Here is a 14,052-nt window from a genome sequence, read left to right as displayed (position 1 = left end):
TCAGCCCGCCAGGTGACCCCAGCGGTCCTCCAGCTCCTGCCAGGTGCCCTGGTCCTCGACCTTGCCGGCGATCAGGACGACGACGTGGTCGGCCTGGCTCAGGGCGGCCCGTTTCGATGTCGAACCGACCACGGTGACGCCGTGGGCGCGCAGGGCCCGCCACAGCTCGAGCTCGGTCGTCACGTCCAGGGCCGAGGAGACGTCGTCGGCGATCAGCAGCTCGGTGCGCGGGGCCAGGGCACGGGCCAGGGCCAGGCGCTGCAGCTGACCGCCGGACAGCCGGGTGCCCTTGTGGCCGATCAGCAACTGGAGACCGCCGCCGGCCGCGGCCAGGTCGTGCTCCAGTTGGGCGGTGGAGACGGCGTCGGCCGCGTCGACCTCGTGACCCAGCTGGATGTTGTCGGCCACGGTGCCGGACAGCACGCGGGGCAGCTGGGCGACGTACCCCACCTGGTTGGGTCTCAAGAAAACCTCGGGCTCGTCGACCGGGTCGCCGTTCCAGGCCAGCTCGCCCGTGTGGTGGACGATGCCGGCCAGGGCCCGCAGCAGCGACGACTTGCCGGCGCCGACCGGGCCGACGACCAGGACGAGCTGGCCGCGTTCGACGGCCAGATCGACATCCTGCGCGCCGACCGTGCCGTTCTCGTGCACGGCGCTGAAGTGGCGCAGCTCGAGACGGCGCAGCGGGTTACGCGGCGCGGTCGGCGGGGCCGGCGCCGTGCCGGCCGAGAGGTCGACGCCGGGCACGTCCTTGGAGTATTCGGACTCGCCGGTCATGGCCACCGTCCGCTTGGTCCAGACCCGCGCGGACGGGAACTGGGAGACCAGCGAGGCGGTCGTCCAGGCGAACCAGCGGGCCGAGCCGAGCGTCGCCACCGCGATCAGGGTCGCCGCCGACGAGAGGGAACCGGACAGGTAGAGGGCCCAGGCCGCGATCGGCAGCAGGCCGCTGGCGATCGACGGGGTGGAGCGGGCCCACACCTGGATGGCGATCTCGCGCCGTTGCAGCTCGCTGCGGGTGAAGTCGAGCCGGGCCAGGTGGTTGAGCACCGGCTCGGTGGCGCCGGCCAGCTTGACCGTGCGCGCCGCCGACAGCGAGGAGACCAGCGACGTCGCGAACGCGGCGCGCGCGGCCACCGTACGGCGGGCGGCCTTTTCCAGCTTCGGGCCGAACAGGGTGGCGGCCAGGCCGGAGAGCACCATCGTGCCGATGAAGAACAGCGCCGGCACGAACGACTGCGACGCCAGCGTCATCGCGACGATCATCACGAGGCTGGTGGCGTTGTCGATCAGGTTGTCGGCCAGCATGACCACCCGCTCGGTGTCGCCGCCCTGGGCGACCACCTCGGCCGGGGTGTGCTTGCTGACCCGGCGCGGGCCGATCTGGCCGTGCACCAGGCGCATGCTGATCCGCAGCATCTGCCGGACCCACCACTCCGGGAACCAGGCGCCCGTGTAGTACAGCGTCGGGATGGCCACGAGCAGGCCGGCCGCGATGCCGACCGCCGGGTAGAGCGGGTTGCCGATGCCGTCGACCACGTTCGACCACAGCAGCGGGAGGATCGCGCCGTCCAGGCCGAGCAGCACGAGGATCGCGAACAGGGCGACCGCGCCCAGCCCGTACCTCTTGTCGTTCATCGTCAGCCGGGCGATCTCGCGGAACGTGTGCGCCTTGGGCGCCTCGGGCAGCGGCGGCGGCTCGACCGGCGGGAGCTTGTTGGCCAGCAGTTCGGCGCCGAGCTCGACCTGGGCCGCGGTGTCCCAGTCGTGCTCCTCGACCAGCACCCCGCCGCCGCTGTTGACCGGCGCCGGGACGGCCAGGTTGCTGCTGGCCATCAGCTCGGCGAACCGCTGCGACTCGCGCAGCGGGCCCGACTCGAGCACCTCGCCGTCGGCCAGCACGACCACCTCGTCGCAGCGCTGCACCGACGACAGCCGGTGGGCCACGATGACGCCGATGCGCCCGGTGAGCAGCCGGTCGGTGGCGCGCTGGACCCACGACTCGGTGACCGGGTCCATCCGGGCCGTGGCCTCGTCGAGGATCACCACATGCGGGTCGCGGACCAGGATGCGGGCGAACGCGACCAGCTGTTCCTGACCGGCCGACAGCTTGTAGCCGTTCTCGCCGAGCCGGGTGTCGATGCCGTCGGGCAGGCTGGCCACCCAGGCGCTCAGGCCCAGCTCGTCGAGCGCGCCGGCCGACCTGGGCAGCAGCTCGGGGTCGAACAGGGCGATGTTCTCGGCCAGGGTGCCGGCCAGGATCTCGGTGCGCTGCGGGACGATCGCCGTCCAGCGGCGCAGCCCCTCGACGTTCATGTCGTTGAGGTCGACCCCGCCCAGGAAGACCGTGCCGCGCGGCACGTCGACGGCCCGGGTCAGCACCTTGGCCAGCGTCGACTTGCCGGAGCCGGTGCGGCCGATCAGGGCGTACGACCGGCCGCGGGCGAAGGTCAGATCGACGTCGCGCAGCGCCGGCGGCCGCCCGCTGTCGGGCTCGCCGTAACGGAAGGTCAGATTTCGGACGATCAGATCGCCGTCGACGGGCGGAACACCCTCGGTCGGTTCCTGCGGTACGTCCTGGAGCAGCTGGACGCGGCTCCAGGCGCCGAGCGCGTTCTGCAGCTCGGGCACCATGCGGGTGACATGCTCCAGGGTGCCGCCGAAGCCGAGCGCGAGCAGCCAGACACCGGTCAGCCGGGCCCCGTCGATGTGGCCGGTGGACAGGGCCCAGGCCCCGGCGACCACGAGTACGGCGATCAGCGACCGGGTGATCGTGCCGGCGCCCATGGTGATCCGCGCCGAGGAGCGCCAGACCAGCCGCCCGCGCCGCAGCACCTCGGCCGCGCGCCGGGCGTAGAGCCGGCGGACATAGGGGGCGGCGAGGCTCGTACGGACGTCGTCCTGCCCGTGGATGGACTCCTCCATCACGGCGGCCAGGTCGGACCAGGACTCCTCCTCGGAGATGCGCAAAGGGGAGATGCGCTGGATCGGCTTGTTCATGGTGACGTACAGCAAGAGGGAAACCAGGACCATGCCGACGCCGGCCGGCCACCACACGAAGAACGCGGTGACGATCGAGAAGACGGCGACGGCCACCGACTGCGCGATCCGCACGCCGCTGCCGCGCAGCTGGGCGCCGACCTCGTAGACGTCGGAGTCGATCCGGTCGAGCAGCTCACCGACCGGCGTGTTCTCCAGGGTCGGCAGATCCTGCCCGAAGGCGACCCGGTTGAGCCCGCGGCGCACCTTGGCCGCCCAGTCGGCGGTCAGCCGCGAGGCGACGAGCCCGACGAAGACGTCACTCAGCACGGACGCGACGAGCGCGGCCGCGAGCACGGTGAACAGGGACATGGACCGGTCGACGAGCACGGCGCCGGCCAGCGCGAGAGCACCGGCCTGCCCGGCCGCGCCGAGCAGGATGAGGACCGCCACGAGACCTGTGCGGCCTTTCGAGGTGATCCACAGGTCGCGGAGCAGGCGCATCGATGAAGTCCTTTTGGGATGGGCGGAACCGAGGGGGTCCATCCATCTTTGTCGCCCGCCCGAAGCTCTTCAACGGAATTACCTCGTCGCCGTATATCGCCTGTGTCACCCTCAGCGGCTGGACATCCGCAGGAGCACCCCCAGCAAGTGGGCGTATCCGCGGGCGTCGTCGATGGCCCGGTGGGTGTGTTCGATGTTGCCCAGCCACTCCGGTGGGAGGTGGCGCGGGGCCACCTCGGTGATCGGGCACGCCGTGAAGACGCACGGGCCCGGTAGCGCCTTCACCCACGAGGCGAACCGGGCCATCTCGCCGGCGGGTGGCTTCGGGCTCTCCGTGGCCGCCTGCCACGCCTCGGGGTGGGTCTGGAACCAGGCGTACGTGTCCGGGTTCGGCGCTGAGCCGGGCAGCGGCTCCAGCACCGTCTCGAAGACGCCCAGCTCCTCGCCGTCGCCGGTCACGGCCACCGAGGCGAACGAACGCATCGAGTTGGGACCTGGCCACGGGCCGTCGGCCTCAATGTCGGTCACCACGTAGATCACGGGTCACATCGTCGCCGATCTCCGCAAGCGGAGCAGGGCCAGGCCGCCCAGGCCGGCCGCGATCGGGCCGAGGGCTATCGCGGCCCAGCCGCCGACCACGCCGTTGCCCGTGCCGGGGCCGCCGTCGGCGGTGGCCACGACCAGGATGCCGGTCAGCGTGCCGGCGACGCCGGCGATCAGGGCGGACAGGGGGAGCAGGGCGGCCGGGCGGGTCAGCGCCCGGATTCCGGCAATCACGCCGGCCAGGGCCAGCAGGGCGGCGACGGTGGCGATGAGGCGGTCTGCAGTCATGCCCCGATCGTGTCGCCGGGCGCGGCGGCGGGCATCGTGCCGATGTGGACACTTCTCACTACCGCGAACGTGGTAGTTCCGCCGGGAAGTGACCACGCTGGGAGGAGTCGCCCCGGGCCGGCCGGCGGCTAGGGTGCCCGCATGGGCACTGCGCGGATCGATGCCCGGGACGCGGCCGTCGCCGTCGGCGCCGCGGCGGTCCTCGTGGCGGCCGGGCTGGGCGGGGACGGCGGGCCGTGGGCCGGGTACGGCCTGCTGGCCGCGGGCGGGCTGGTGCTCGTCGTGCGCCGCCGGCAGCCCGTGGCCGCGCTCCTCGGCACGGGGGTGTGCGCGCTCGGCTATCAGGCGGCCGGGTTCGATGTCTTCGCCGTCGCCTATCTGGTCGCCGTCTACTCGGCCGTGCGGGCCGGGCGGCGGCTCGTCACCGTGGTGACCAGCGTCGTCATGCTGGCCGCCCTTCCGGCGGCGGCGATGGTCAGCGGGGGCGCGGGGGAGGCGTTCGTGCGGGCCCGGGGCGTGCTCGAGCTGGCCTGGCTGATCGCGGCCGGCGCGGCCGGTGAGGCGCTGCGCCAGGCCGAGCGGCGGGCCGACGAGGCCGAGCGGACCCGGGAGGAGATCGCGCGGCGGCGCGCCGGTGAGGAGCGGCTGCACATCGCGCGGGAGCTGCACGACTCGCTCACCCACCAGATCTCGGTGATCAAGGTGCAGTCGGAGGCCGCCGTGCACGTGGCCGGGAAGCGTGGTGAGCCCGTGCCCGACGCGCTGATCGCGATCCGCGCGGCCGGCCGGGAGGCCTCCCGCGAGCTGCGCGCGACCCTCGAGGCGCTGCGGGACGACACCCTTTCCCCGCCGTACGGGCTCGACCAGCTCCCCGACCTGGTGCGCCAGGCCCGCGCGGGCGGGCTGGAGGCGACCCTGACGGTCGACGGGCGCCGCCGGGGCGTTCCGGCCGCGGTCGACCGGACCGCCTACCGGATCGTGCAGGAGTCGCTGACCAACATCGCGCGGCACGCGCGGGCCGGCGCCGCCTCGGTGCGGGTCGGCTACCGGCCGGGCGCGATGACCATTCAGGTCGACGACGACGGCGCCGCCACCCCGCGGGACACACCGGGTCACGGGGTCGGGTTGCTCGGCATGCGGGAGCGGGTGACCGCCCTCGGCGGTGACCTGCGGGCCGGGCCGCGCGACGGCGGGGGCTTCTCGGTGCGGGCGGAGCTGCCCCTGGACCGTACGACATGATCAAGGTCTTGCTCGTGGACGACCAGCCGCTGATCCGCGGCGGTTTCCGGGCGCTGCTCGACATCGAGGACGACATCGAGGTGGTGGCCGAGGCCGGTGACGGCGGCGAGGCCGTGGCGCTGGCCCGGCGGCATCGGCCCGACGTGGTGCTGATGGACGTGCGGATGCCGGTCGTGGACGGTGTCGAGGCGACCCGGCGCATCGCCGACGATCCCGAGCTGTCCGGGGTGCACGTCGTCATCCTGACCAACTACGGCCTGGAGGAGTACGTCTTCCACGCGCTGCGGGCGGGCGCGGCCGGCTTCCTGGTCAAGGACGTGCAACCCGGGGACTTCCTGCACGCCGTCCGGGTCGCGGCCCGCGGCGAGGCCCTGCTCGCCCCGTCGATCACGCGCCAGCTGATCGACCGGTACGTCGCCCAGCCCCGGCCGGTGGCCGACGGCGCCCGGCTGGCCGAGCTGACCAACCGCGAGCGCGAGGCCGTCGCCCTGGTCGCGCGGGGCCTGTCCAACGATCAGATCGCCGCCCGCATGGTGATCAGCCCGGTCACGGCGAAGACCCACGTCAACCGGGCCATGACGAAACTGCACGTCCGCGACCGGGCGCAGCTGGTCGTCGTGGCGTACGAGTGCGGCCTGGTCACTCCATCGTCGAGTGGGCGTCGAACTTGGTCGTAGACCGCCACTCGTCGTACGGGACGTTGGCCTCGGAAGTCGAGCCGTTCAGGACGGCGAAAGCGTTCTCACCGGTCTGATAGGTGTTGTCGTCGATGGTCATGGTCGGCTTGCCGCTGTCGATCTGGAGGCGGTAGACGACGGTGCCGGAGTTGCGGAAGACCGTGTTGCCGGTGATCTTCAGGCCCTCGATGCTGCCGGCGAAGTCGCTGCCCGTGGCCAGCAGGAACGTGAACTTCTGCAGGCCGCTGAAGTTGTTGTTGCTGATCGTGTTGCCGGCCGCGCAGCGCAGCACGAGGCCGGTGTCGCTGTCGAAGCCGGTGGGCCCGTTGCCGCCGATCGCGCGGTTGCCGGTGAAGACGTTGTTCGCGCAGCCGCCCCGGCCGCCGGTGCCGGTCTCCAGGACGCCGTCGTTGGCCTCGAACGTGTTGCCGGTGATGGTCAGGTTGGCCGCGTCGTAGATCTCGATGCCGCCGCCGTCGGTGCCGTAGTCGGTCGAGGGGCCGTGGTTGTCGCGGACGGTGTTGTTGCGGAACACCGGTCCCGGGTTGTCCCGCACAAAGGTCGCGGCCAGCCCGTACCCACCGAAGTCGTCGTCCTTCGCCGTGCTGTTCTGCACGATGACGTCCTGGTCGTGCACGTCGTTGCCGTCGACGACGACGCCCCGTCCGCCGCCGCTGACCACGATGCCGGCGCCGTTGTGCATGACCTCCGACCCGGTGACGTGCACGTCCTGCGAGTCGGTGACCAGGATGCCGTAGCAGCCGGCCGGGAGGCCGGCCGCGTTCGTGCCGTGGCTGTCCTGCACGGTCACCCCGCTGACGGTGACGTCGCTGGTGTCGTGCACGCGGATGCCGCTGCCGTGGTCGCCGGTGATGTCCACGTCCGCGTTCGGCTTGGGCACGCACCCCCGTACGGTCAGGTCGGCGATGGTCGTCCCGCTCGCCGCGACCAGGATGCCGTCGCGCACCCCGGACACGCCCTTGACGGTCGCGTGCTCCTTGGGCGCGCTCATCACGGTCAGGTTGGGACGGGTGACGGTGAACGGGTCGTACGTGCCGTCCCGAACGAAGATCTTGGAACCGGCCGGCGCCGCCGAGACCGCGTGCGCGATCGACCGCCAGGGGTGCCCGGGGGAGCCGTCGGCGTCGTCGGCGCCGCGCGTGGAGACCCAGTATCCGGGGCCGGCGGCGTCGACGTCGGGCGGGCCCTCGTAGAAGAAGAGGCGGTAACCGCCGGCCGCGACGGCACCGAGCAGCAGGACGGCGAACAGGACGAGCCACCGGCGGCCCGGGCCCCCGGCGCGGTGCGTTCCGCTCACCCGGCGAAGACGGGGTCGGCCGACATCGCCCGGTACGCCTTCAGGGAGGCGGCGGTCGAGTCGATGCGCCACTTCTCGGTGGAGCCGGGGTGGATGTCGGTGTCGAACCAGCAGACGGCGCCGACGGCGGGCCGGGTCTTCACCCACTGGTGGAAGGCGTTGATCCAGTCGGGCTTGGTGCTGCCGCCGCGGTCGGTGGCGGAGACCTCGGTGATCATGATGGGCTTGCGGGCCGAGTACGTCTCGTAGAACTGGTCGAACATCTCGCCCGGCGCCTGGCCCTCGGAGTAGCCCGAGACACCGGCCCAGTCCACGTACTCGTCACCGGGATAATAATTCGGGTAGGCGTTCCAGTCCTCGTCCGGATACGAGTTCCAGTTCGGGCTCCACACCCAGCTCACGTTGTCCGCGCCCTCGTCGGCGAAGATCCCGTGGATCCGGCGGTACGCCTTCACGTAGCCCGCGGCGTCCTGGTTGTTCGACGGCCCGCCCCAGTCGTAGTAGTCGCGGTTCATGTCCCAGGCCCAGCGCAGCAGGGTCGGCACCTTGCGCTGCGCCATCCGGCGCGCCGCCTTGGCGATCAGCTTGTCCGACGACCCGTCGTTGACCTGCTTGGAGAAGGGGCCCCGCCACGACACCATCACCGTGCTGGCCGACGTGACGTACGACAGTGACGTCGGCAGCGCGTCGGTCCACGAATAGAACCGGTGCACGATCCGCTCCGGGCGCCCCAGCTGCTTCTTGCGCAGCGCGATTCCCTCGGCCGTGGTCAAACCCTTGAGCTGGGTGTACGCCCCCAGCAGCACCCGGCCGCTCCGATAGGGCACCACGCCGCCGCCGGTCAGAACGGCGCTCGCTGAGGCTGAGGCTGACGGCGCCGGATGGGACTGGATCGGCGGCGGCACCTCGTCCGAGCGGTACGTCTTGCAGCCGGCCAGCGGGAGGGCGGCCAGCGCGGACAGGCCGAGCAGGCGGCGGCGGTTCATGTCAGGTTCTTTCCGAACGTCCGGGCGACCTTGCGCGCGACCCGCCAGCCGGGCTGGGCGAGCTGCTTCACCTTGGGCGCGAGGCCGGTCTCGCCGGTCCGGACGAGCTCGACGAGGGCGGCGCCGCTGTGGTCGGGGGTGGGCTGGAGGCGGGGGACGGCCAGGCGCTTCTCCGAGGGTGTGTGGAGGCGCCGGCCGACCTCGGTGGCGTTGTCGTAGTCGAGGGACGCCACCAGGTCGCGGACGCGACGGCTGTTGTAGCCGTGCGGGTACGCGAACGACCGTACCCTCGTCTGAAGCCGTTGTTCGAGCTCTCGGTGGCTGTTGATGATCTCGTCACGCAGCTGGGCCGGCGGAAGCACGTCGAGCGGGTGGTGGATCATGCTGTGGTTGCCGATCTCGACGCCCGCGTCCCTGACCTCGGCCAGCTCGTCCCAGGTGAGCATCGGCCCGAAATCGGGCGCCCACGGTCCGAGCCAGCCGGCCGTGCCGCCCAGGTGGCCGACCGAGGCGTACAGGGTGGCGCCCGCGCCGGTCTCCTTCAGAATGGGCACGCCCTGGGTGAGGAAGTTGCGGTAGCCGTCGTCGAACGTGACCGCGACCAGCTTCTCGGTGCTTCCCCGGTCGATCAGCTCGAGCGCCTCGGTCAGGCCGACCAGGCGGTAACCGGCGTCACCGAGCGCGCTCAACTGCTCCCGGAGCAGCTCCGGCGGCACGGCGAGATCACGCATCGGGCCACCGACAGCTGACACTGAGTGGTACATGAGCGCTGGCAACACGGTCACGCGGTCGTCCTCCTCAAGATCCACGCTACGTCCCTCTACCGAAAGTCGTAGTCGAACTCCCGCTCCGGGCAGAGGCGCGGCGGACCTCCACCCGGAAGGGTGAGGTTATGACATTTGATCCACTGCGCTGCGCCGAGGCCGCAGGTCAGGCGGCACTTGTGCTCGGAGTCGCGGTGCTCCCGGTGGCCTGGCGCGGGCTCGACGGCGCGGTCGGGGCGGTGCTCATCGTGATGCTGATCATCATCACGGCCGGTTTCTACGCGCTGCACGCCGTCACCTTCGACGCGCTGCGGATTTTGAACTCCCGCGCCGCCACGCCCGTATCTCCGGTCGACGACGGTTCGCGGCACCACCGGGAGCGATCGAGATGTTCCGACTTATCTACCTGCACACCGAAAGCGGCGCCCCTCGCATCAGCGTCGAGTCCGGCCACTACGCCAGCGCGCGCAACGCGCTGACCCGCTATCGCAGCGCTCCCGCCGCGTATTTCGGCGTCGGGCGCTTCGACCACGAGGGCACCCTGGCCGAGATCATCCTGGACCGGCTCTGCGGGCCGCTCGGCGACTGCCCGCGGCCGGCCACCCTGGTGCACGCGGCGACCTATCACCGGCTCTGCGAGACCTGCGCCGAGGGCCTGGACGTGCTGACCGTGCCCGAGCTGGCCCGGCTGCTCGGCATCGCCTGCCGCCTGGCCCCGGTGCCGGCCCGCGCCGGGCGGCACGCGGCGCCCGAGGAGCCGTCGCCGGCCGGCAACCGGATCGCCCGCGAGCTGGCCACCCGCGTCGACGACCCGGGCTGGCGCAGGGAGCTCTGCGCCGAGCTGGTGCGCACCCCGGGAGCGGTGAACGGCCTGCTCATCGGCGTCGGCGCGCTCACGCACCGGGACGTGCTCGACCTCTATCCGCGGCTGCGCTCGCTCGCCGACGAACTGCCGGCCTGCGTGCGTGAGGAGTTGTCCCGGGCCACGGCGCGGCCGCTGTCACCCGCCGGCGTGGCCGGTCTGCGCCTCGGACTCTCGCACTGACCGGCCCTTCGGATAGAGACGCAGCACCGAACCGTCGCGCTCGCGCACGGAGAGCCGGCCGCCGGGCGACCACCGCACATCGACCACGGCGGTGAGACCCGCGGCGTACACCTGAGGCTCCTGACCCGGCACCACCCGCCACAGACGCGCCCGGCCCGGGACGAACGTGGTTTCACCGACGTAGAAGGCGCCGTCCGGACCGCGCGCGACGCCGCTGGCCACCGGGCGCAGCGCGAGCGGGCCCGCCCAAGGGAAGACGGCGACCGTGGAACGGCGGCCGCGCGGCGCTATGCGGACGAGCGACGAGCCCTCGGTGACGTAGACGCGGCCGCGCGGATCGACCTCCTGCTGAACCGGCACCCCGAGAAGGGCGGCGCCCAGCAGGGCAACCAATGTGATCATGTTTACCCCCGTGCACCCGATTCTGTGCATCCGGCGGCGGGGCCGCAGTCCTCGATCCGACCCCCGTCCGGGTAGGTTCCGGCCATGACCATCACGTTCGAGGGACTGGTGGAGCGGGCGCGGTCGCTCGTGCCGCCCGGTGGGCGCGCCGTGCTCGGCATCGCGGGGGCGCCGGCGGCCGGGAAGACCACGCTGGCCGAGGAGCTGGTGGCGGCGCTGGCACCGACGCCACCGCCGGGGCTGGTCGCGGGGGCGTGGGTGGCGCACGTGCCGATGGACGGGTTCCACCTGGCCGATGTCGAGCTGTCGCGGCTTGGGCGGCGTGATCGCAAGGGGGCGCCGGACACGTTCGATCCGCTCGGTTATGCGGCCCTGTTGCGGCGCGTCCTGGCCGATGAGGACGAGGTGATCTACGCGCCCGGGTTCGAGCGGGTGATCGAGCAGCCGATTGCCGGATCTATGCCTATTTTCCGTGACGCGCGCTTGATCATCAGCGAGGGGAACTACCTTTTGCTCGACGATCCGCTATGGCGGCCCTTGCGGGGGTTGTTCGCTGAGGTCTGGTACGCGGATCTTGATCAGACGACGCGACTTTCCCGGCTTATTTCCAGACATGTCCGGTTTGGCAAGGACGTGTCGGCCGCCTCGGCGTGGGCGACCGGGACCGATGAACGCAATGCCGTGCTCATCGCCGCCACGCGGTCCTCCGCTGACGTGGTCGTGCCGGCGGCGGTTATCCACAGGGTCGGCAGCCCTCCGGCCTGAAGTGGCATGCTTTCAGTCGTGTCCGTAGGTGAAGCAGTCGAGACCGAGCCGCGCCGCCGCCCGTCGCGGGCGCTGCGCTTCGGGTTGATCCTGGTCGCGGTGCTGGCGTTGCTGTTCGGTGTGCCCTGGTGGACGCTGATCGGCGGCGGCAACCACTGGCCGGCGGGCGTCTTCGTGACCGGCACGGTGGTCTTCGCGGTGGTGCTGGTCGCGTTCCCGCTGCTGATGTTCAGCGGCCACGGCCGCAACCATCGCGACGTTCCGGCGGTGATCGCCGACACCACCTTGGGCGTCATCTGGGTCCTGTTCGTCCAGTCCCTCCTCGGCCAGGTGCTGGCCCTGCTGCTCTGGGCCTTCGGGGTCGGCGACCCGGCTCGCTACCGCATCGCCACGCTGGTGGTCGCGGTGGTCTCCGCGGTCCTGCTGATTTGGGGGTACGCCGAGGCGAGGCGCGTCCCGCGGGTACGCCGGGTCGACGTGACCCTGCCGCGCCTGGGCGCCGGGCTCGACGGCCTGCGCCTGGTGCTGCTGACCGACACCCACTACGGCCCGATCGAGCGCTCCCGCTGGTCGCGCAAGGTGACCGAGGTGGTGAACACGCTGGACGCCGACGTGGTCGCGCACACCGGCGACATCGCCGACGGCGAGGTGGCCCAGCGCCGTTCCCAGGCGGCCCCGCTGGCCGACATCCAGGCGTCGATGGCCCGTGTCTACGTGACCGGCAACCATGAATACTTCAGCGGCGCCCAGCGCTGGGTCGAGCACATGGCGTCGCTGGGCTGGGAGGCCTTGCACAACCGCCACGTCGAGGTGACCAGGGGAGGAGCTTCCCTGGTCATCGCCGGCGTGGACGACCGCACGGCCGCCGGCTCGGGCGTCCCCGGCCATCACGCCGACCACGAGGCGGCACTGGAGGGCGCCGACCCGGCCTTGCCGATCCTGCTGCTGGCCCACCAGCCGGCCCAGATCGCCGGCGCGGTGGCCCACGGCGTCGACCTCCAGATCTCCGGCCACACCCACGGCGGCCAGATGTGGCCGTTCCACTACCTGGTCCGTCTCGACCAGCCGGTCCTGCAGGGTTTGTCCCGCCATTCCGAGCGAACCCAGCTCTACACGAGCCGGGGCACAGGCTTCTGGGGCCCACCGTTCCGCGTCTTCGCCCCCAGCGAGATCACCCTCCTGACGTTGCATGCCGCCTGACCTGCGCCTGGCCCCCGGCTACGGCCTGGCCGGCATCCTGCACCCAGACGCCGCGGCCGCTGCTTCCAGCTCGCCGCCGGTCGATCCTGTTCGGCCCGGCGTGCGGGGTGTGGCGGGGGCCGACGACGCGTACTGGATGAGGCAGGCGCTGCTCTGCGCGATGGCGGCCGAGGGCCGCGCGAGCCCGAACCCGACGGTCGGCGCGGTGATCGTCAAAGACGGCGTGCTGATCGCCACCGGCGCCACGGAACCGTACGGTGGCCGCCACGCCGAGCGCTGCGCCATCGACAGCGTCCCCGACCGATCGATCCTGCGCGGCGCCACCATCTACACGACGCTGGAACCGTGCGCCCACTGGGGAAAGCAGCCCCCGTGCGCCGACCTGGTCGCCTCGTGCGGGTTCGCCCGCTGCGTGTCCGGCATCCGTGACCCGGACCCGCGCGTGGCCGGCCTCGGCCTTGAACGCGTTCGAGGCGCGGGGACAGAGGTCTCCTTCGGTCCCCTGCGCAACGAAATCGTCGCCTGGCATCTGCCCTATCTCACCCAGCGCCTGGCCGGCCGCCCGCTGATCTCCGCCCGGACCGCGCCTTTCCCCTACCGCGACCGGCTGCGCCGCCAGTCCGACGTGCTGATCACCGGCGTTCCCACGGTGGCCCCGCTGAGCCCGGCCCCGGGCCGCGGCGTCATCTGGTGGGATCTGGACGGCCGCACCGCCCAGCTGACCGAAGCCGGGGCCCGCGATCTGAGCGCACAGGCCCAAGCCCTGGATGTTCCCGTGATCCTGGTCGCTCACCAGGCCACCTCGCTGGCGAACGTCACCCCCGTCGTGCCCCGGGCCGGGTCCCCGGCCGCGTGGTTGCGGGCGTACTCGGCGAGTGCCGAGCTGGCCGGCGTGATCGGCGAGCAACCCAACTGGTTGCTGATCGACGACCACCCCGCGCTGGCCGAAGCGCTGGCGGCGGGCGACGGCCTCGACGTGGTCCACGCCTCCCACCCCTCGACCCCGCCGTTCGGCGACCTGGTCGAGATCACGCGGGACGAGCTGATCGCGGAATATCTCGCCAAGGATCTCCTATCCGTGCTCGCCGGCATGCTGTAGCGCCGCCTCGCCGCGGGCGACGACATCGTCGATCGACATGTCGTGCAGGTGGGTGAGGAAGATCCACATGTGCCCGAACGGATCCCGCAGCATGGTGGTGCCGCCGGCGGCGTTCGGGGAGACGAACGGCTGCTCGACATCGCCCATCATCAGCACCGAGGCGCCGGCGCGCAGCTCGGCGTGCAGGATCCGGCCGTCCGGGTGGGCGATCCGCATCAGCTCCTCGGCGCCGAACGCGGCCGC

General features: G+C 72.0%; 15 protein-coding genes. 7 read left to right on the top strand and 8 right to left on the bottom strand.

The genetic code is table 11. The features are described from left to right. The 3 genes from ACFY36_RS06930 to ACFY36_RS06920 all read right to left on the bottom strand — a co-directional run bounded on the left by ACFY36_RS06930 (position 1) and on the right by ACFY36_RS06920 (position 4,314). On the bottom strand, positions 1-3,483 hold the full coding sequence (locus ACFY36_RS06930) for an ATP-binding cassette domain-containing protein (protein ID WP_499744975.1): 3,483 nt from the start codon (positions 3,481-3,483) through the stop codon (positions 1-3). 111 nt (positions 3,484-3,594) lie between these two features. After that, the gene (locus ACFY36_RS06925; protein ID WP_499744974.1) at positions 3,595-4,023 is read right to left on the bottom strand and encodes a hypothetical protein; all 429 of its coding nucleotides are present in this window, start codon (positions 4,021-4,023) and stop codon (positions 3,595-3,597) included. Between the two features lie 3 nt (positions 4,024-4,026). Continuing rightward, on the bottom strand, positions 4,027-4,314 hold the full coding sequence (locus ACFY36_RS06920) for a DUF6223 family protein (RefSeq protein ID WP_499744973.1): 288 nt from the start codon (positions 4,312-4,314) through the stop codon (positions 4,027-4,029). Between the two features lie 141 nt (positions 4,315-4,455). On the opposite strand from ACFY36_RS06920, the gene ACFY36_RS06915 reads away from it, so the two are divergent. Both ACFY36_RS06915 and ACFY36_RS06910 read left to right on the top strand, forming a co-directional pair. After that, a complete protein-coding gene (locus ACFY36_RS06915) occupies positions 4,456-5,553 on the top strand; it encodes a sensor histidine kinase (RefSeq protein ID WP_499744972.1) in 1,098 nt (365 codons plus the stop codon). After that, positions 5,550-6,230: a response regulator gene (locus ACFY36_RS06910; RefSeq protein ID WP_499744971.1), complete on the top strand. Its 681-nt coding sequence runs from the start codon at positions 5,550-5,552 to the stop codon at positions 6,228-6,230. Before ACFY36_RS06915 ends, ACFY36_RS06910 begins: the two co-directional genes overlap by 4 nt. Here ACFY36_RS06910 and ACFY36_RS06905 read toward each other — a convergent pair. The 3 genes from ACFY36_RS06905 to ACFY36_RS06895 are packed head-to-tail and all read right to left on the bottom strand — an operon-like array spanning position 6,193 to position 9,265. Beyond that, positions 6,193-7,548, bottom strand: coding sequence for a right-handed parallel beta-helix repeat-containing protein (locus tag ACFY36_RS06905; RefSeq protein WP_499744970.1), 1,356 nt, complete (start codon positions 7,546-7,548; stop codon positions 6,193-6,195). The genes ACFY36_RS06910 and ACFY36_RS06905 overlap by 38 nt on opposite strands. Beyond that, on the bottom strand, positions 7,545-8,534 hold the full coding sequence (locus ACFY36_RS06900; protein WP_499744969.1) for a glycoside hydrolase family 26 protein: 990 nt from the start codon (positions 8,532-8,534) through the stop codon (positions 7,545-7,547). The genes ACFY36_RS06905 and ACFY36_RS06900 overlap by 4 nt, the downstream gene beginning before the upstream one ends. Next, positions 8,531-9,265: a polysaccharide deacetylase family protein gene (locus ACFY36_RS06895; RefSeq protein ID WP_499744968.1), complete on the bottom strand. Its 735-nt coding sequence runs from the start codon at positions 9,263-9,265 to the stop codon at positions 8,531-8,533. Before ACFY36_RS06895 ends, ACFY36_RS06900 begins: the two co-directional genes overlap by 4 nt. A 161-nt stretch (positions 9,266-9,426) precedes the next feature. On the opposite strand from ACFY36_RS06895, the gene ACFY36_RS06890 reads away from it, so the two are divergent. Continuing rightward, positions 9,427-9,777, top strand: a complete 351-nt coding sequence (locus tag ACFY36_RS06890) for a hypothetical protein (protein ID WP_499744967.1) — start codon at positions 9,427-9,429, stop codon at positions 9,775-9,777. Then, a complete protein-coding gene (locus ACFY36_RS06885) occupies positions 9,687-10,343 on the top strand; it encodes a hypothetical protein (protein ID WP_499744966.1) in 657 nt (218 codons plus the stop codon). The genes ACFY36_RS06890 and ACFY36_RS06885 overlap by 91 nt, the downstream gene beginning before the upstream one ends. Here ACFY36_RS06885 and ACFY36_RS06880 read toward each other — a convergent pair. Beyond that, on the bottom strand, positions 10,299-10,745 hold the full coding sequence (locus ACFY36_RS06880; protein WP_499744965.1) for a hypothetical protein: 447 nt from the start codon (positions 10,743-10,745) through the stop codon (positions 10,299-10,301). The genes ACFY36_RS06885 and ACFY36_RS06880 overlap by 45 nt on opposite strands. A gap of 84 nt (positions 10,746-10,829) precedes the next feature. Here ACFY36_RS06880 and ACFY36_RS06875 point away from each other — a divergent pair, with 84 nt between their 5' ends. The 3 genes from ACFY36_RS06875 to ACFY36_RS06865 are packed head-to-tail and all read left to right on the top strand — an operon-like array spanning position 10,830 to position 13,809. After that, positions 10,830-11,510: a nucleoside/nucleotide kinase family protein gene (locus ACFY36_RS06875; RefSeq protein WP_499744964.1), complete on the top strand. Its 681-nt coding sequence runs from the start codon at positions 10,830-10,832 to the stop codon at positions 11,508-11,510. Positions 11,511-11,528: 18 nt separating this feature from the next. After that, the gene (locus tag ACFY36_RS06870) at positions 11,529-12,710 is read left to right on the top strand and encodes a metallophosphoesterase (RefSeq protein WP_499744963.1); all 1,182 of its coding nucleotides are present in this window, start codon (positions 11,529-11,531) and stop codon (positions 12,708-12,710) included. Next, positions 12,700-13,809, top strand: a complete 1,110-nt coding sequence (locus ACFY36_RS06865) for a bifunctional diaminohydroxyphosphoribosylaminopyrimidine deaminase/5-amino-6-(5-phosphoribosylamino)uracil reductase RibD (RefSeq protein ID WP_499744962.1) — start codon at positions 12,700-12,702, stop codon at positions 13,807-13,809. The genes ACFY36_RS06870 and ACFY36_RS06865 overlap by 11 nt, the downstream gene beginning before the upstream one ends. Here ACFY36_RS06865 and ACFY36_RS06860 read toward each other — a convergent pair. Then, positions 13,783-14,025 (bottom strand): VOC family protein, encoded by a 243-nt coding sequence (locus ACFY36_RS06860; RefSeq protein ID WP_499744961.1) that lies wholly within the window; start codon positions 14,023-14,025, stop codon positions 13,783-13,785. The genes ACFY36_RS06865 and ACFY36_RS06860 overlap by 27 nt on opposite strands. Between the last annotated feature and the right edge of the window lie 27 nt (positions 14,026-14,052).

This window comes from Actinoplanes sp. NPDC000266, from assembly GCF_042899005.1.
Classification (GTDB): Bacteria; Actinomycetota; Actinomycetes; order Mycobacteriales; family Micromonosporaceae; genus Actinoplanes.
The sequence above is the reverse complement of the archived record's forward strand: the minus strand, read 5'-3'. Positions and strand labels throughout refer to the sequence as shown.

Excerpts from the sequence above, each read along its gene's own strand:
- ACFY36_RS06930 (WP_499744975.1), bottom strand. The coding sequence starts at position 3,483 with ATGCGCCTGCTCCGCGACCTGTGGATCACCTCGAAAGGCCGCACAGGT.
- ACFY36_RS06920 (WP_499744973.1), bottom strand. The coding sequence starts at position 4,314 with ATGACTGCAGACCGCCTCATCGCCACCGTCGCCGCCCTGCTGGCCCTG.
- ACFY36_RS06915 (WP_499744972.1), top strand. The coding sequence starts at position 4,456 with ATGGGCACTGCGCGGATCGATGCCCGGGACGCGGCCGTCGCCGTCGGC.
- ACFY36_RS06910 (WP_499744971.1), top strand. The coding sequence starts at position 5,550 with ATGATCAAGGTCTTGCTCGTGGACGACCAGCCGCTGATCCGCGGCGGT.
- ACFY36_RS06900 (WP_499744969.1), bottom strand. The coding sequence starts at position 8,534 with ATGAACCGCCGCCGCCTGCTCGGCCTGTCCGCGCTGGCCGCCCTCCCG.
- ACFY36_RS06895 (WP_499744968.1), bottom strand. The coding sequence starts at position 9,265 with ATGCGTGATCTCGCCGTGCCGCCGGAGCTGCTCCGGGAGCAGTTGAGC.
- ACFY36_RS06890 (WP_499744967.1), top strand. The coding sequence starts at position 9,427 with ATGACATTTGATCCACTGCGCTGCGCCGAGGCCGCAGGTCAGGCGGCA.
- ACFY36_RS06885 (WP_499744966.1), top strand. The coding sequence starts at position 9,687 with ATGTTCCGACTTATCTACCTGCACACCGAAAGCGGCGCCCCTCGCATC.
- ACFY36_RS06880 (WP_499744965.1), bottom strand. The coding sequence starts at position 10,745 with ATGATCACATTGGTTGCCCTGCTGGGCGCCGCCCTTCTCGGGGTGCCG.
- ACFY36_RS06875 (WP_499744964.1), top strand. The coding sequence starts at position 10,830 with ATGACCATCACGTTCGAGGGACTGGTGGAGCGGGCGCGGTCGCTCGTG.
- ACFY36_RS06865 (WP_499744962.1), top strand. The coding sequence starts at position 12,700 with ATGCCGCCTGACCTGCGCCTGGCCCCCGGCTACGGCCTGGCCGGCATC.
- ACFY36_RS06860 (WP_499744961.1), bottom strand. The coding sequence starts at position 14,025 with ATGCGGATCGCCCACCCGGACGGCCGGATCCTGCACGCCGAGCTGCGC.